A 17,172-nucleotide genomic window follows, 5' to 3' on the forward strand; every position below is an offset into this window, starting at 1 on the left:
ATTTATAGCTCTTTGATGGGAAGATTATGACTGTGCAGTCACTTTAGGGCGAATAAATAACGCAGGTACAGCAAGTAGCGCCATCAAATAAAAGACCACGCCATGATGAGCAGGAACACGCTCATAAATATAACCGACAATAATTGTTAATACCGCTAGACCACCACCCGTCGCCAGTGCCGAATAGACACCCTGTAATGGGATAATTTCATTTTCTTTACGCGCGCTGATAAAACGCATTGCCGCAAGATGACAAACAGTGAACGTTCCACTGTGTAAAATTTGCACGATAATAAGCATAGGTAATGCGGTAAATGCCCCCATCATCCCCCAACGGATTATTCCACAGAATGCAGATAACAACAGTAAGTTACGTGCACTCCAGCGCCTAAATAAACGGTGACTCAACATAAAGACAATAACTTCTGCGACAACACCCAATGACCATAAGTTACCAATCACTAAGTCTGAATATCCCGCTTCCTTCCAGAACAGCGAGGCAAAACCATAGTAAGCTGCGTGAGCACCTTGCAATAAAGTCACGCAAATCAGAAATCTGACCACATTTTTATCAGCAATCAGTTGTTTAAAAGTAACTTTATTACCATTATCTGCTTTTGCCGCCCCCGCAGGCATTATTGTAGGCCTCAACATCGCCCCCAACAATAAAGCTAAGCAGCTGATAATCAAAGCAACCATAATTGATTTATGGCCCCAAACCCCAGCTAGATAACCCATTAATGAAGAACCAATAATAAAGGCTATCGAGCCCCAAACACGGATTTTGCCATAATCAAACGTAAATTGTTTCTGCCATGTTCCTGCCAATGAATCCCCTAATGGAACCATTGGAGCGAAAAATAAGTTAAAACCAATCATCACAAAAAGCAGCCATGCCCAATGGGAACCAAAAGCAAAGCCAATGGAAAAAATTAAGGATGATGCAGCCAACAACCGCAATGCAGTAATTAATTTTGACGGCTCTTTAACTAATGGAGTGATAAACATCGCCCCAAGAAAACGAGCCGCAAGGCCTACACCAAGCAAAACACCGATCATTTCGGCATCAATGCCCTCACCCTGTAGCCAAACAGACCAAAACGGCAAAAAAATACTGTATGCAAAAAAGTAGGTAAAATAATCAATTGCTAGCCAGTGCGTTGATGGAATGACCATCATCCCTCCATTTTTCAATGCAAAAAACCCGCTCATACTTAACAGTAGAAGCGGGTTTAGGTAACTAAAAGTCGTTATATTATGCGTAAACTGGGTATTTTTTGCAGATTGCTAATACTTTTTGTTTCACGCTCTCAATGGTCGCTTCGTCATTGAGGTTGTCTAGAATATCACACATCCAGCCCGCTAGCTCGCGCGCTTCAGCTTCTTTAAAGCCACGACGCGTAATTGCTGGAGAACCAATACGCACACCTGAAGTGACAAATGGGCTCTTCGGATCGTTTGGTACACTGTTTTTGTTTACGGTGATATTCGCACGACCTAATGCAGCATCAGCATCTTTACCCGTGATATTTTTGTCAACTAAATCAACTAAGAACAGGTGGTTTTCAGTTCCACCAGAAACAACTTTATAGCCGCGTTGTTGGAAAACGTCGACCATTGCTTTCGCATTTTTCGCAACTTGTTGTTGGTAGACTTTGAACTCAGGTTCCATGGCTTCTTTAAGTGCTACGGCTTTACCTGCAATAACATGCATTAAAGGACCGCCTTGCGAACCAGGGAATACGGCTGAGTTGATTTTTTTGTACAGCTCTTCATCGCCGCCTTTCGCGAGGATCAAACCACCACGAGGACCCGCTAATGTTTTGTGAGTTGTGGTTGTCACAACGTGAGCATGTGGAACTGGGTTTGGATAAACACCTGCCGCAATCAGACCCGCAACGTGTGCCATATCAACGAATAAGTAAGCATTGATAGCATCTGCGATTTCACGCATTTTAGCCCAATCAACCACGCCTGAATACGCAGAGAAACCACCGATAATCATTTTTGGTTTATGTTTTTCAGCTTGCGCTTTGATATCGTCGTAGTCAATCTTACCGCTTTCATCGATGCCATAAGGAACGATATTGTACAATTTACCAGAGAAGTTAACTGGGGAACCGTGAGTTAAGTGGCCGCCGTGCGCCAAATTCATACCCAGCACAGTATCACCTGGTTGTAGCAATGCCATGTAAACTGCCGCATTCGCTTGTGAACCAGAGTGTGGCTGCACGTTTGCGTAGTCTGCACCAAATAATTCTTTTGCGCGGTCAATCGCTAATTGCTCAACGACATCAACATACTCACAACCGCCGTAATAGCGTTTGCCTGGATACCCTTCTGCATATTTATTGGTTAGCTGAGAACCTTGAGCCTGCATGACTCGTGGACTGGTATAGTTTTCAGAAGCAATTAATTCAATGTGTTCTTCTTGACGTTGTACTTCTTGCTCCATTGCTTCCCATAATTTTGGATCATAGTCTGCAATATTCATTTCACGCTTTAACATTCGCTTCTCCTGCCTCAGCAATTCAATAGGTTGACAATCAATTCATCGCAATAGCACACAGTGTAAACTCTTTTTCGTTCTTGAGATAGCCCTAAAGAAAAAATATACGCAAACGATTGCATTAATTTTTTTCACGTCATTTACCACTTTCAGCCTCATTATAAAATAGCTCAAATTTTAAATTTTGACGGAGGAATATCTGGTATTGCGAGTCCCTTCTCATTATGTGCCTATTTTTGCCCTATTTTGTCTATTTGCATCTTTACAGATACCCTTAAATATTATAAGTTGTATTTAAAATACATGTTTATAAATAAACTTTATGTCTCTCATAAAAGTGAAGATTTTCGGCACAAAATTCAGCTATCCCACTGAAAATTAAGTGCTATATTTTTGGATGGTTCAGAAAAAATGCCAAACTCTTCCTAACAGAGAACATGAAAAAAATTCAGGAGCACCTGTATGTTAGACAGCCAAACTATCGCTATCGTTAAATCAACCATTCCTGCTATCGCAGCCACTGGACCAAAACTTACCGCACATTTCTATGACAGAATGTTCAACCAACATCCTGAATTAAAAGATATTTTCAATATGACTCACCAAGCTAATGGTGCGCAACGTGAAGCATTATTTAATGCAATCTGCGCTTATGCTGTGCATATTGAAACCCCTGAAGCATTAATTTCTGCCGTTGAAAAGATTGCGCAAAAACACGTTAGTTTAAATATTAAGCCTGAACATTACCCTATCGTCGGCGAAAACCTACTGGCTGCCATTGATGAGCTCCTCAATCCTGGTCAAGAAGTGCTTGATGCATGGGGCAAAGCCTACGGGGTATTAGCCGATATCTTTATTGGTCGTGAAGCCTCAATTTACCAAGAAAATGCCGATAAAAATGGGGGTTGGGAAGGTTTACGCGAATTTAAACTGAAACAAAAACAGCCACAAAGCGATGTTATTACTAGCTTTGAGTTCGTCCCTGTTGATGGAAAACCCGTCGCAGGCTATCGCCCAGGTCAATACATCACAATTTATATTAATCATGATGGATTCGAGAACCAAGAGATCCGCCAATACTCCTTAACGACAGCACCTAATGGCCAAAGTTACCGTATCGCAGTAAAACGCGAAGACCAAGGCGCTGTGTCTAATTTCTTGCATCAGCACATCAATGAAGGGGATAGTATTTATTTAGCACCACCATGTGGTGATTTCTTTATCGATGTTGATAACCAAACGCCCGTCACACTCATCTCAGCAGGCGTTGGCCTGACGCCAATGTTAAGCATGCTAAGCCACCTGACGCAACAAGGCCATGAAGCAACGATCAACTGGCTACATGCGGCTGAAAATGGAGCTGTTCATGCGTTTAACCACGAAATTCAGCAATTGATGGCCAAACAAAAAATGGGGCATTCTGCCATTTGGTTTAACCAGCCTCGAGGCAATGACCGCCTCGGCTTTGATTACCAATATGAAGGATTAATGGATTTACAAAAAGTACGTGAATGGATTGACCAACCGAATATGCAATTCTATTTCTGTGGTCCAGTAGGCTTTATGCAACATGTGGGTCAACAATTAATTTCGATGGGTGTTGATGCCGATGCTATCCATTATGAGTGCTTTGGCCCACATAAAGTGCTGTCCCTGAATTAATAGATAAAAAAATGCTCTTCGGCTTAGAAGAGCATTTCCTGAAACGTATCAGCCAAAAGAAACTGTTCTAATGGCTTGGTGTTTGAAGTTTTTTCACAGCTTAGCGGTAACGGGCCGCATAAAAAATACACTGTTCTAATCCCATTCCTGTGTATTTACCGTTACCGCCTTTTAACCCTAAAGTTAAATTGCTTCCTCATCTTGCTCACCCGTACGAATACGGATCACACGTGCAACATCATAAACGAAGATTTTACCGTCACCAATTTTACCTGTTTGCGCTGTTTGCATAATAGTTTCAACGCAGTTTTCTACAATATCGTCAGGGACAACTATTTCAATTTTGACTTTCGGTAAAAAGTCCACCATATATTCCGCACCACGATACAGTTCGGTGTGCCCTTTTTGACGACCAAACCCTTTCACTTCCGTAACCGTCATCCCTGTGATCCCGACTTCCGCCAGTGCTTCACGTACATCATCAAGTTTAAATGGCTTTATAATTGCATCAATTTTTTTCATAAATAGTTCCTGTTATGACCAATTTTTACGGCCAAAACCTGAGGTGATCGGATAACGGCGGTCTTTACCAAAATTCCGCATGGTAATACGCGGCCCAACAGGTGCTTGTCGGCGTTTATATTCATTCAGATCAACCAAGCGCACCACTTTACGGACAACTTCTTTATCAAAACCTAGCTTGATAAGGTCATTCACGGATAAGTCTTTTTCAACATAACCTTCTAAGATAGCATCTAATATATCGTAAGGCGGCAAGCTATCTTGGTCTAACTGCCCTGGAGCCAGTTCTGCAGATGGCGGCCTATCAATCACACGCTGTGGAATAGCGGGTGAAAGTGTATTGCGATATTTTGCCAGTTCAAAAACCAATGTTTTTGGCACATCTTTTAACACATCAAAGCCGCCAGCCATATCACCATACAGTGTTGAATAACCCACTGCAGACTCACTCTTATTACTGGTCGTCAGGACTAAACGGCGGCGTTTATTGGACATCGCCATTAAAATAACAGCACGGCAGCGAGCTTGTAAGTTTTCTTCGGTGGTATCAACCGCAGTTCCTTCAAACATTGGACTTAATTGCGCCATGAATGAATCAAACATCGGTTCGATAGAGACAATATCAAATTCCACACCTAACAACTCAGCTTGTTCTTTGGCATCATGAATGCTCATTTCTGAGGTATAACGGAACGGCATCATCACCGCTTGCACACGTTCTTTACCGATAGCATCTACCGCGATAGCCACTGTTAAACCAGAGTCGATCCCTCCAGATAACCCAAGGATTGCACCATTGAAACCGTTTTTATTGATATAATCGCGAGTCGACATCACTAAGGCTTGATATACCTGCGCGACAGGATCATTTTCAATAAACACACTACCTTCACTTACCAATTCCAGCTCATCAAATTGTACCGTAACAACTTGTTCTTTGAATTCGGGTAATTTAAAGGTTTGTTTGCCTTTATTTGCAATGACTTTCGAGCCACCATCAAATACCAACTCGTCTTGTCCACCCACTTGGTTGAGGTAAACGATAGGCATGTGAGTGCGTTGGCAATGGTCAACCAGTAAGTCGCTACGGATATGTTCCTTGTGAATATCATACGGTGATGCATTGATAGTTAGTAATAACTCGGCTCCAGCACCTTTCACCGCATCAACAGGCTCGTCATACCAAATGTCTTCACAAATCAATAAACCTAATTGATAGCCTTTGAATTCTACCACGCAGGTTTTTTCAGCTGCGCTGAAATAGCGCGGTTCATCAAAAACACCGTAGTTTGGTAGTTCTTGTTTAAAATAGCGAGCATGCAATTTCCCTTGATAGAAGAAAGAAAGTGCATTGAAAATTTCGTCCCCTTCATAGCAAGGGTGGCCGACAATAATTGCCGTTTCTGCACTCGCCTTTTGCAAACGTTCAAGCTGAGCTTCACATCTGTCTTCAAAATCTGCACGGAAAATTAAATCCTCAGGCGGGTAGCCTGTCAGAGACAGTTCTGAAAACATCACAATATCGGTTTGTGAGGCTTGTTCACTCACGACTTGTAACATGCGATCGCAATTACCTTCGATGTCACCGACTAACCAGTTAAGTTGTGCGAGTGAAATATTAAGCTTACGGCTCATAACGTGTTTCTTCTCCCGAAGCGTGAATACGGTTTACCTTGTCCACGTAGATTATATAGGTGAATAATAGTTAATTATTCTTTAAAGTCATTAGCTTCCAAATCGTGGCGGCCAAGTAATTTATAAAATTCTGTGCGATTTCGTCCAGCCATGCGTGCGGCTTGTGTGACATTGCCTTTCGTCATCTGCAATAACTTGCGTAAATAATTCAATTCAAATTGATTACGTGCTTCAACAAAGGTTGGCAAGGCAGTATTTTCACCTTGTAACGCCTGGCTAACAAGGGCTTCACTAATAACAGGAGATGTTGTTAACGCTACACATTGTTCAATCACGTTAACCAACTGGCGTACATTACCTGGCCAAGTTGCTGTCATCAGGCATTTCATCGCATCACTTGAAAAACTGCGAACAAAGGGCTTATGCCGAGACGCAGATTCTCTCAATAAATGATTTGCTAATAATGGAATATCTTCTGCACGTTCATTTAATGCAGGAATACGTAAATTAACCACATTCAGGCGATAATAGAGATCTTCACGAAACTCATTTTTTTCCATCGCTTTGGGTAAATTACGGTGTGTTGCAGATAAAATACGCACATCGATGTCTAAGTCGCGATTGCTCCCTAATGGGCGAACTTTGCGTTCTTGTAACACCCGCAATAGTTTTACCTGCAAGGGCATTGGCATATCGCCAATTTCATCAAGAAACAGTGTGCCACCACTTGCGGCAAAAAACAGCCCCTCGCGGTTACTCACTGCCCCCGTAAAGGCACCTTTTGCATGACCAAATAGTTCAGATTCTAAAAGTTGTTCTGGCAATGCGCCACAATTGATAGCAATAAAGGGTTTACGGGCGCGCGGACTTGCTTTATGAATGGCCTGCGCTAACACTTCTTTACCCGTTCCACTTTGGCCGTTAATCAGTACACTAACGTCTGATTGTGCCACCATATGGGCTTGTTCAAGAAGACGTATCATTAAAGGGCTGCGGGTGACTATCCCCGAACTCCACTCTTCATCACTCATCGGTGAAGAAGATAAAGCAAGTGCTTCATCAATAGCTTTATATAAAGCATCTTTATCAACAGGTTTCGTTAAAAAGCTGAACACGCCACGTTGTGTCGCAGCAACGGCATCAGGGATTGAACCGTGTGCCGTTAAGATGATAACTGGCATATTAGGATGCGCTTTTTGAATTTCATCAAACAGCGCCATTCCGTCCATCTCATCCATGCGTAAGTCACTTATCACCAAATCTAACTTTTCTTTCTGTAAGATTTTAAGTGCTTCAGGGCCACTTTCCGCAGTGGTCACTTTAAACCCTTCACTGCTTAACCGCATCCCAAGTAACTTAAGTAAGCTAGGGTCGTCATCAACGAGCAGTAAACTTGCCGACTTACGGTTTGTCATTATTTCGCGTTCTCCGATGAAGGTTGTTCTACAGGAGGCTCTGCGGGTTTTGTTGCGTCAGATGAGGTTTCTTTATCGCCTTCAACAACGCTTTCGACTTCTTTTTCCGTTTCATTAGTGCTTTTTTTCCGTGAGGAAAGTTGACGCTCAATGTCTGTTAAGTTTTCGAGTTTGCGCGATGTTGTGTTCAGTTCAAAAGCTAACTTAGCGTTGTCTTCTTTTAAGCGATCAAGCTTAGTATCCATTTCTTGCTGTAAGCGTTTATAGCGCGCACCTGCATCTGAAAGGTTAATAATTTGCACTTGTTGCTCACGCCATAACTGTAATAAAGGGCGTACCGCAGTTGGAAAACTGAGGCTATATGTATTAATGCTGTCGAGCATTTTTCGCCGCTCGGCAATCGTTGGGTCAGCTGAATTTAACAGTATATTTTGTTGAAATGCATCTGACCAATTTGTAACCTCTATTTTGCTTGCATTTTCACGTGCTTGTGAAGTTTCTGTGCGATCTGCACAATCCATCATACGCAACCAAAATAGCGCATTTTCACGAGCAGCAGGCTGGTCATTTTCCCAAATTGTATCGCATGATGCATAACGATAATCAGTCACTTTCACTTCAGGCACAACCACTTGTGCCAGCGTTTCCAGTGGCGATTGACCATTTTTTGCTACGCACCCGCTTAGGATAAGGGTAAAGAATACCGCCCCAAAGCTGCCCCCTGTTCGTCTCATCACGAATGGGCTTATTTGATTAAGTTTATTTGGCAGTGCTTTACGATAAAGCATTGCCAAAAAATCTGTAGACCGATTGACCATTATTCATTCTCTGCTGTTAGAGGCAGTTCAATTCTAAAACAGACATCTGCTGATTTATATGGGACTAGTGAGAGTTCTCCGCCCATTTGTTTTATACAATCTTGTGCAATACTTAACCCCAATCCACTCCCTTTCACCGCACCTTTTCTTTGCAAGGACCCTTGGTAAAAAGGCTCAAAAATCATGCTTTGCTCAGATTCGGGAATTGGCGTACCTGTATTTGCAACTTCAATCAGCAGTTTATTGCCTGTTTGACGACTCGTGATCCAAATATTACCTGATTCGCCACCATAGTGCACCGCATTGGAGTAGATATTATCAATAACTCGCCCAAGTAAAGTGGGTTCCGCTAAACAGCTTTCGACTTTTAAACGGACTTCCGTTTTAATATTTTTGGCTCTAGCAGGTAAATTATGTGCATTAACAATATCTTCAATCAATTTATTTAGGTCAACTAATTGGGCTTCTGGTGGGTCATCAACCAATTTACGATTATAATCGAGTAACTGCTCAATAAGTTGCTGAAGATGCTTACTGCTATGATCAAGAATTTCAACAACCTCCCTTTGAGAGTCAGTTAATGGCCCTGCGACTTCATCAGCAAGTAATTCAGTGCCTTCTCGCATACTGGCGAGTGGTGTTTTTAACTCATGGGAAATATGACGTAGAAACTCATGTCGTTGAGACTCAAGCCAAGCCAAGCGCTCACTTAGCCAAATAATACGCTGAGCGATTGTACGAAGCTCTCTTGGTCCTTTAAAGCGTTCAATGTTACTGGCTAGAGTTCGGCCAGTACCAAGGCGATTGATCATTCGCTCAATGACTTTCACTGGCCCAATAATCATTCGAGTAAATAAAGTCACTAATAGTGCACTGAGTAAGAACAAGATCAAACTTTGCCAACCGAATAATTGCCCTTTATTTGCAATTGCTTTTTGCAACTGTTCCCCACGGCTAAAAATCACATCGCGAGTTTCCTGTACAAGTGCGGTATTTTCTGCTGAAAATTGCTCCAAGGCTTGAGTGACTTTCGCGGTAGGTTCATTATTTTCACATGCCACTATTTTAAGTTGTGCTAATGTTGCAGTGAGCTTTGAGGTGTCAGATGTTTGAGGCAAAATGGTTTTTTGCCTTTCAAACATTTGTTCATAATCGGCAAATTGTTTTTGGTATTGAGTTTGCAAAGCTGCATCTTGTAATACGCAATATTGACGATAGCTTCGCTCCATTTCCAATGCGAGACTGCTCATTACCTCACTGCGTCTGGCATCCAGTAAAGTAGTTTTATTGATATTTGCGGCTTGGTTACTCAGTTGTTCTAAGCTTTGATACGCTTGATATGCCAAAACTAATAAAGGCAACAAGACGAGCCAAAATGCCATCACAACCAGTTGGCGCAAGGAACGCGGGAAAAAACGCCATTTGCTCAATACATTCATCTCATACCCATTAAACGTATTTCAATGGTAGCAGAACTCTCTCCCGTGCGAAAAGGTGAATTCGGGTTCTGAGTTCCATAGCATAAAAATCAGACTAACTATGACTGAGTCGCTGCAATGAACGTGCCAATTTTTGTATAAAAATGAGTATTTTCAGTGAGGTATACCCTAAGAGGGAATATTTTAGAGTATTTATTAATATCCTCTAAATAATTCGGATTGCAGCTGAGTGCGGGTAACGACGTTGTGGTTCGAAGTATAACAGACATAGGAAGGCGGAGATAAGGATCGACCTTAACTCCGCCAGCGATGATTTACTGCTTGTATAGGATTATGTCTTTACATTAAAGATAATCATATAGGTGGTGCCTCACTCCACGTGTCGCCCTGTGTTTGATAAGGCCCGAAGGCGAGTATCTGTGCTGTTGGACGGTAGGCACCTTACTTTGGCGTCATTCTGGCTTTATGTGGTATGTTCCCAACTATTTTTGGACCGACATAATGAATTGAATGAGCAACTGCATATTATTATGCACAACCCATGCCAACTTTTCAAGTAAATATATAACCCATTAAAAAATAAGCAAATTAAATTTATTACTTCTTTTAACTCTTTCTGAATACGCTGAAACGGTTTATCCGAACCTTCAGTTTGTCGCTAATTTAAGACACTCAAAAGCTCAATTTATAAAAACTTTATTTATCATAGAGATAAATGTCTCCTTTTGGCGACAGTACATATGGGGTGTTGTCGCTAATTTTAGACAACGGGGAAAAAACGCTAACTCTACGCTGCTTATTTTATCTTTTCACCAAGAAATAATTAATAATATTTATAGTTTCACAAAAAACACTTCCCACCTCAATCTTAAAATTCACAATAAAAAAAACATAAAAATCAAAATAATACACTAAGTTAATCAATTAAATTCAAATAAAGCAATTCAATAACTATTTACCTTTACACTTTAATAAATTTAAACAATACTTAATATTGATAATCGATGCATGTTCTCACTTTGAAATTAATAATTGGAGATTGTATGAATCCTACTTCAGAAACTTCAAACAAAGCAGAAAATATTGACATTGCCGTCCGAGTCATTGAAAAAGTGACGGGTTACATGTTTCAAGCAGCATTACGGGCAGCAGTTAAATTAAACATTGCAGAATATTTAAAAGATGGGCCTAAAACGTCACAAGAGTTAGCAGAAATTATTAATGGCAAACCAAAAGTTATCCATAAAACACTACGTATATTAACAACTCAAGGTATTTTTAAAATACAGGATGATTTGCACTTTGCCTTAACCCCCGAAGCTGAGTTTTTACTTCCTGACCATCCTTATTCATTACGTCAAGCGATACTCATGCTAACAGATAAGACTTTCTGGATGCCTATACATAATCTTGATGAAATTATTCTTGGCAAACCTGTATTTAAAAATATGTTTGGAGGGACATTCTTTGAATACTGGCAGAAAAATGTTCACTTACCTGACAACTTTGATGTCGGCATGTCATCTATGTCACGCATTGAAAATGAATACGTTATTAATGCATATCAATTCCCAGAAAATATTGTGATTGCAGATATTGCTGGAGGCTTAGGAGCATTACTTTTTGAGGTATTAAAAAGAAACCCCACCACTAAAGGCATTCTATTTGATCAGCCTCATGTATTAAAACAAACAATATTACCTCTACTCGGTGACGATTCGCGCTGGACCACCTACCCCGGTTCATTCTTCGAAAAATGCCCTGAAGCTGATATTTATTTACTCAAATACATTACTCATGACTGGCCAGAAGACAGTGTAATTAATATTTTAAAAACCATTCGCCGTGCGATGAAAACAACATCAAAACTCTTGCTCATTGATTGCATCGTCGCTGATGATAACAAAGTAAATATTGGTAACGATATAGACTTAATTTGTTTAAGCCTTTCACCCGAAGGTGGCGAACATACTATCAGTGAGTTTGAGACATTATTAAGCAATGCGGATCTTAAACTTAACAGAATAATCGATACCCATTGTCATATTCATATTCTTGAAGCTATACCTATATAATTTGATTAAACCAATGAATGCCGACCTTAGGGTACAAGTGATAGGTAGGCATTTTATTCATTGAATAAAACCACCGACATTTCTGATACACTTCAGAATTCTCAACCTTCTTCCTAGCTTATCCTTTCTCATCTTGATATAAGATTTCTCAATACCCTATTCATCACAGAATATAACAACATGATAAAAATCGCCTTAGTTGATGACCACGTCGTTGTGCGCTCTGGTTTCGCACAGTTGCTGACCCTAGAACCCGATATTTCCGTTGTCGGACAGTATGCTAGCGCCCAAGAAGCATTGCCAAAGCTTCTTAATTTAGAGATTGATGTCGCTATTATGGATATCTCCATGCCAGATGAAAATGGTTTGCAGTTGTTATCACGACTTCGCCAAAAAAAACCAGACTTCAAAACTATTATTCTCAGTATTTACGATACCCCTGCTTTTGTACAAAGCGCCTTAGACGCAGGGGCCAGCGCTTATTTAACCAAACGCTGCGGGCCAGAAGAGCTGGTACAAGCAGTACGTTCTGTTCACCAAGGGGGATGCTATTTATGCGCAGACGCCATGCGAGCGCTACGCCATTCACCGCAACAACATCAAGGGATGCAAGAATTAACGCCTCGGGAGCGGGAGATTTTTGATTTACTCGTAGCAGGCCTCAGCGTTAAAGTGATTGCAGAACAACTCGAGCTTAGCCATAAAACAGTGCATGTCCATCGCGCTAATGTGCTCGGTAAATTGCAATGCGAAAACACCATTGACCTCGTACACTACGCACTAGAGCACAACCTTATTTCAAGGTCTTAATGGCATGAGTAAAAACCTGCGTTTAACACTTCAATCTATTTTTCTACTCTTTACCTACTCATTACTGTGGATTGGGTTGTGGATCATTGGTTTTTATTTAAGTGAAAACAGCTTTCAGGCAACCTTATTTTTACCGCAAGGGCTGCGCCTTGCCTTAATGATCATTCTCTGGCGGCGCTATTGGCCTACTTTGCTACTTAGCGAAGGTATTTTGAATTTTTGGTTATCTGGGGAGCAACTGCTTTTCCAACCGATTTTACTGCTATCTCCACTATTAAGCCTTGGTGTGGCTTTTGTTATTCAAGATATTTGGTGGCGCTATACTTTATATTGGCAACGTTTATTATTGTTGCTAGCTGGTGTCGCTGCAAACAGTGTGCTTCATGCATTGCTGTTTGGCTGGCTATCATCCTATTCCATTAGCCAACTCTTTTTAACGACATTCACTGGGGGGATATTACTCTCCCCATTTGTTTACCTTATCTATGAATACCTGCATGAGCAGCACTACCAAATGTTGCTTGACTATGGAACTCCAGACAAACAATTACGTACTTCTTTGATTGTTTGGTGTTTTTTATTTTGTGTAGTGGGATTAAGTGCCCAAGTCTTTTTCGCACCTGAAATCGAACGTTTGATTGTTTTACTGGTGTTTATTCCAAATGTGTTTATGGCTTACCGCTATGGCTGGCAAGGAGGGGTGCTTTCCGCATTATTAGGCAGTTTAATTATTACTTTTGCGCGGCAATTTCACGGTGCTTTTGCAGACTTAGAAGAACTGGAAATGTTTCTCAGCACTCAAGCCTTAATCGGTATTGGGCTGGGGATTGCCATTAGCCGCCAAAAACAGCTAGCCAATAACCTACAACGTTATCGACAACGCTTAGAACAAGAGCTAAAAGCACGACGTGATCTGATGCGCCAATTAGTTCATACTGAAGAAGATATCAAAAAAGCCATCGCCCGCGAATTGCATGATGAAATTGGGCAAAATATTACCGCCATTCAGATTCAATCCATGTTAGTCAAGAAAACAGCGCCAGACTCATTAAGCCACCAAGCGGCAAGCCAAATTAATGAGCTTGCTCAGCAAATTCACCAATCGACTCGGCAACTGTTGCGCCAATTGCGTCCGCCTGTATTGGATGAGATGTCCCTCGAGAATGCGCTCACCCATTTAATCGCAGAATTTTCCTTTCCTGAAAATAATATTCAATGCCATTTTCGCTATGCGCTACAAGAAACCCCCGTCAATGAAACCGTTCTATTTACGTTGTACCGCCTTGTTCAGGAATTACTTAACAATATCAGCAAACACGCGAAAGCCACACAAATCCACATTTCACTAGCGCAAATAGGTGACTCGATCCAGCTTGTTGTTGATGATAATGGCGTGGGTATTCCCTTTAGCAAACGCACGAGTGGCTTTGGTTTACGCGGTATTGAAGAACGCGTTAGAGCTTTAGGGGGAGATTGGACTCTCATCACACAAAACGGTACGCAAATAATTGTTAACTTGCCCACATTTTAAGATAAAACATCACAAAAATAGGAATTATTCCTAGTCCTCTAATACCTTCTCTCATCCCTTTTGTTAAAAACTTGATTACATTTTGCCAAACACGAGAAATACCATCATGACAGGTCAACATACATTGGATTTGGATAGCACTTATCGCTTTTGGCGCCGCCGACTGATGTTATTCATGATAGTGGGTTATGCCACCTTTTATCTGACGCGAAAAAGCTTCAATTTTGTCATGCCTGTCATGCAGAGCGAATTGCTGCTCGACAAAAGTGATATTGGCTGGATTGCCACGGCATTTTACCTGACTTATGGCATTTCCAAGTTTTTATCGGGTATTTTCCACGATATCACAGGCTACCGCTGGTTTATGGGTGCAGGTCTTGTGATGACGGGGCTACTGAATATCATTTTTGCCTATTGTTTATCGTTCCCTGCCCTTTTGTTGGTATGGACGCTAAACGGATTTTTCCAAGGTTGGGGATGGCCACCTTGTGCACGAATTCTCACTCACTGGTACTCACGTAATGAACGTGGTTTCTGGTGGGGGTTGTGGAATATCTCCATCAATCTCGGCGGCATGCTGTTGCCTTTGCTCACTGCGCTGTTAGCAACGCAATACAGTTGGCAAATGGCATTGATAGTGCCTGGGTTGATTGGTGTGGGGGTTGGGCTTTGGTTATGTCGCCAGCTGCGAGGAACACCACAAGAAGAGCAACTACCCAGTGTTGGGCAATGGCGCCAAGATGTGCTGGAGCTACGCCAAGAGCGTTTATCCCCCCCGATGCCAATGTGGGTGATTTTAAAAGACGCGATTGTTTTCAACCGCATGATTTGGTTATTAGGTTTCTCCTATATTTTGGTTTATCTCATTCGTATGGCGATAAACGACTGGGGAAATCTCTGGTTAACAGAAACACACGGCACCAATTTACTCAGTGCCAACGCAACATTGTCGTTATTTGAATTAGGTGGGCTACTTGGCGCACTGTGCTCAGGATGGGGCTCTGATATTTTGTTTCGCGGGCAGCGGGCACCAATGATTTTGCTGTTTTCATTGGGGTTGTGTATCTCAGTCAGTGCTTTGTGGCTTACCCCTATTCATCATTACGCTTTACTCGCAGTGTGTTTTTTTGCTATCGGCTTTTTTGTTTTTGGACCACAAATGTTAATCGGTCTCGCTGCAACAGAATATTGTCATAAAAAAGCAGCGGGCGCGGTAACGGGTTACCTTGGGTTGTATGCCTATCTAGGGGCTGCAATTGCAGGGTGGCCGCTCTCTCAAGTCATCGCACATTACGGTTGGTCAGGGATGTTTACCTTACTAGCCAGTGCCGCTGCCTTGATGGGGCTACTGCTTATGCCGCTTTTGATTGCGAATGTCAGCAAACGAGAGCACATGGCAGGATCTGTTTCACCCTCTGATAATTAAAATCTGATAAAGGATTGAAAATGAAACTGAAAACTCTCTCTACTCTAATCGCAGCAGGCTTATCCCTCGCCGCAATTTCGACCACTGCAAGTGCGGCGGGTCGCCTTGTGGTTTACTGTAGTGCAACCAACGCGATGTGCGAAACAGAAACCCAAGCATTCGCTAAAAAATATGATGTGAAAACTACGTTTGTACGTAACGGCTCAGGCAGTACTTTAGCTAAAATCGAAGCTGAAAAACGTAACCCACAAGCAGACGTGTGGTATGGCGGTACATTAGACCCACATTCACAAGCAGGAGAAATGGATTTACTTGAGCCATACAAATCACCAAAACTCGATGAAATTATGCCTCAATTCCAAGACCCTGCAAAACGCAAAGGTAACTATTCCTCTGCGGTTTACATCGGAATTTTAGGCTTTGGAGTGAATAAAGATCGCTTAAAAGAAAAAGGCTTACCTATTCCAACTTGCTGGAAAGATTTAACCAAACCTGAGTATAAAGGTGAAATTCAAATCGCTGACCCACAAAGCTCAGGAACTGCGTATACCGCACTAGCAACATTTGACCAACTTTGGGGTAACGAGCAAGCCTTTGATTACCTGAAAAAATTAAACTCTAACATCTCTCAATACACCAAATCAGGTATTGCCCCAGCACGTAATGCCGCACGTGGTGAGTCTGCAATTGGTATCGGCTTCTTACATGATTATTCATTAGAAGTGGAAAATGGCGCACCATTAGAATTAATCGCACCATGTGAAGGTACGGGCTATGAAATTGGCGGGATCAGTATCCTGAAAAATGCCCGTAACATGGATAATGCTAAACTGTTCGTGGATTTCGTGTTGTCTAAAGAAGCCCAAGAGCTGAGCTGGAAAGAAGGTAAATCTTACCAAATCCTCACCAATACTACGGCGGAATCGTCCCCAATTTCGTTAAAACTGAACGACCTGAACCTGATTAATTACGATATGGACAAATACGGTGATGCCGATGTCCGTAAGAATTTAATCAACAAGTGGGTTACTGAAGTCAAAATGAGCAAATAACCACCCTGTGCGGCGTGAACGCGCCGCACTGAGCACTTACTTAACTAAAATAAAAATTAATTTAATTAAGCTCTAAATAGATTGGGTTGTCACAAGGTGGCAAGCGACCTTATTCCGAGGAACATACACAAGCATGTGACTAGGATAACAAAGCAAAGCCAATACCGTGACAGCGCAAAATATAACTAGATAAAAATTCTAACTATTATCATTAAGCTCTAAATAGTTTGGGTTGTCACAAGGCGGTAAGTGACGTTATTCCTAGGAGCATACACAAG

13 protein-coding genes are annotated in these 17,172 nt (G+C 41.7%); 6 read left to right on the forward strand and 7 right to left on the reverse strand.

Going from position 1 to position 17,172, the window contains the following annotated elements; all coding sequences use genetic code 11:
* Window positions 1–24: 24 nt before the first annotated feature.
* Together PSF27_RS05715 and glyA are read right to left on the reverse strand one after the other, a co-directional pair.
* Window positions 25–1,176: a 3-phenylpropionate MFS transporter gene (locus PSF27_RS05715; RefSeq protein ID WP_272681149.1), complete on the reverse strand. Its 1,152-nt coding sequence runs from the start codon at window positions 1,174–1,176 to the stop codon at window positions 25–27.
* A gap of 79 nt (window positions 1,177–1,255) precedes the next feature.
* Window positions 1,256–2,509, reverse strand: a complete 1,254-nt coding sequence (glyA, locus tag PSF27_RS05720) for a serine hydroxymethyltransferase (protein WP_206082480.1) — start codon at window positions 2,507–2,509, stop codon at window positions 1,256–1,258.
* 462 nt (window positions 2,510–2,971) lie between these two features.
* Between glyA and hmpA the strand changes: the two genes are divergently transcribed.
* Complete coding sequence (hmpA, locus tag PSF27_RS05725) at window positions 2,972–4,171, forward strand: NO-inducible flavohemoprotein (protein WP_272681054.1); 1,200 nt, start codon at window positions 2,972–2,974, stop codon at window positions 4,169–4,171.
* A gap of 183 nt (window positions 4,172–4,354) precedes the next feature.
* On the opposite strand, the gene glnB is transcribed toward hmpA, so the two are convergent.
* From glnB to PSF27_RS05750, 5 genes are all read right to left on the reverse strand, one after another.
* Window positions 4,355–4,693, reverse strand: a complete 339-nt coding sequence (gene glnB, locus PSF27_RS05730; RefSeq protein ID WP_004912721.1) for a nitrogen regulatory protein P-II — start codon at window positions 4,691–4,693, stop codon at window positions 4,355–4,357.
* A gap of 12 nt (window positions 4,694–4,705) precedes the next feature.
* On the reverse strand, window positions 4,706–6,328 hold the full coding sequence (locus tag PSF27_RS05735) for an NAD+ synthase (protein WP_206082482.1): 1,623 nt from the start codon (window positions 6,326–6,328) through the stop codon (window positions 4,706–4,708).
* A gap of 74 nt (window positions 6,329–6,402) precedes the next feature.
* Window positions 6,403–7,743 carry a two-component system response regulator GlrR gene (glrR, locus tag PSF27_RS05740; protein ID WP_206082483.1) on the reverse strand — a complete coding sequence of 447 codons (1,341 nt, stop codon included), beginning with the start codon at window positions 7,741–7,743 and terminating at the stop codon, window positions 6,403–6,405.
* A complete protein-coding gene (gene qseG, locus PSF27_RS05745) occupies window positions 7,743–8,561 on the reverse strand; it encodes a two-component system QseEF-associated lipoprotein QseG (protein WP_272681055.1) in 819 nt (272 codons plus the stop codon). Before qseG ends, glrR begins: the two co-directional genes overlap by 1 nt.
* Window positions 8,561–10,000 carry a sensor histidine kinase gene (locus tag PSF27_RS05750; RefSeq protein ID WP_272573544.1) on the reverse strand — a complete coding sequence of 480 codons (1,440 nt, stop codon included), beginning with the start codon at window positions 9,998–10,000 and terminating at the stop codon, window positions 8,561–8,563. The genes qseG and PSF27_RS05750 overlap by 1 nt, the downstream gene beginning before the upstream one ends.
* A 1,043-nt stretch (window positions 10,001–11,043) precedes the next feature.
* On the opposite strand from PSF27_RS05750, the gene PSF27_RS05755 reads away from it, so the two are divergent.
* The 5 genes from PSF27_RS05755 (at window position 11,044) to PSF27_RS05775 (ending at window position 16,894) form a co-directional block, all read left to right on the forward strand.
* Window positions 11,044–12,075, forward strand: coding sequence for a methyltransferase (locus PSF27_RS05755; RefSeq protein ID WP_272539190.1), 1,032 nt, complete (start codon window positions 11,044–11,046; stop codon window positions 12,073–12,075).
* A gap of 180 nt (window positions 12,076–12,255) precedes the next feature.
* The gene (locus tag PSF27_RS05760; protein WP_206082487.1) at window positions 12,256–12,885 is read left to right on the forward strand and encodes a response regulator transcription factor; all 630 of its coding nucleotides are present in this window, start codon (window positions 12,256–12,258) and stop codon (window positions 12,883–12,885) included.
* A 4-nt stretch (window positions 12,886–12,889) separates the two neighbouring features.
* Window positions 12,890–14,416, forward strand: coding sequence for an MASE1 domain-containing sensor histidine kinase (locus PSF27_RS05765; protein ID WP_272681056.1), 1,527 nt, complete (start codon window positions 12,890–12,892; stop codon window positions 14,414–14,416).
* A gap of 106 nt (window positions 14,417–14,522) precedes the next feature.
* Window positions 14,523–15,842, forward strand: coding sequence for an MFS transporter family glucose-6-phosphate receptor UhpC (gene uhpC / locus PSF27_RS05770; RefSeq protein ID WP_206082489.1), 1,320 nt, complete (start codon window positions 14,523–14,525; stop codon window positions 15,840–15,842).
* Between the two features lie 20 nt (window positions 15,843–15,862).
* Entirely contained in the window at window positions 15,863–16,894 is a 1,032-nt protein-coding gene (locus PSF27_RS05775; RefSeq protein WP_272539189.1) for an ABC transporter substrate-binding protein, read from the forward strand.
* The last annotated feature ends 278 nt before the right edge of the window (window positions 16,895–17,172 follow it).

This window comes from Providencia sp. PROV129, assembly GCF_028482245.1.
Classification (GTDB): domain Bacteria; phylum Pseudomonadota; class Gammaproteobacteria; order Enterobacterales; family Enterobacteriaceae; genus Providencia; species Providencia vermicola.

Excerpts from the sequence above, each read along its gene's own strand:
- PSF27_RS05715 (WP_272681149.1), bottom strand. The coding sequence starts at position 1,176 with ATGGTCATTCCATCAACGCACTGGCTAGCAATTGATTATTTTACCTAC.
- glyA (WP_206082480.1), bottom strand. The coding sequence starts at position 2,509 with ATGTTAAAGCGTGAAATGAATATTGCAGACTATGATCCAAAATTATGG.
- hmpA (WP_272681054.1), top strand. The coding sequence starts at position 2,972 with ATGTTAGACAGCCAAACTATCGCTATCGTTAAATCAACCATTCCTGCT.
- glnB (WP_004912721.1), bottom strand. The coding sequence starts at position 4,693 with ATGAAAAAAATTGATGCAATTATAAAGCCATTTAAACTTGATGATGTA.
- PSF27_RS05735 (WP_206082482.1), bottom strand. The coding sequence starts at position 6,328 with ATGAGCCGTAAGCTTAATATTTCACTCGCACAACTTAACTGGTTAGTC.
- glrR (WP_206082483.1), bottom strand. The coding sequence starts at position 7,743 with ATGACAAACCGTAAGTCGGCAAGTTTACTGCTCGTTGATGACGACCCT.
- qseG (WP_272681055.1), bottom strand. The coding sequence starts at position 8,561 with ATGGTCAATCGGTCTACAGATTTTTTGGCAATGCTTTATCGTAAAGCA.
- PSF27_RS05750 (WP_272573544.1), bottom strand. The coding sequence starts at position 10,000 with ATGAATGTATTGAGCAAATGGCGTTTTTTCCCGCGTTCCTTGCGCCAA.
- PSF27_RS05755 (WP_272539190.1), top strand. The coding sequence starts at position 11,044 with ATGAATCCTACTTCAGAAACTTCAAACAAAGCAGAAAATATTGACATT.
- PSF27_RS05760 (WP_206082487.1), top strand. The coding sequence starts at position 12,256 with ATGATAAAAATCGCCTTAGTTGATGACCACGTCGTTGTGCGCTCTGGT.
- PSF27_RS05765 (WP_272681056.1), top strand. The coding sequence starts at position 12,890 with ATGAGTAAAAACCTGCGTTTAACACTTCAATCTATTTTTCTACTCTTT.
- uhpC (WP_206082489.1), top strand. The coding sequence starts at position 14,523 with ATGACAGGTCAACATACATTGGATTTGGATAGCACTTATCGCTTTTGG.
- PSF27_RS05775 (WP_272539189.1), top strand. The coding sequence starts at position 15,863 with ATGAAACTGAAAACTCTCTCTACTCTAATCGCAGCAGGCTTATCCCTC.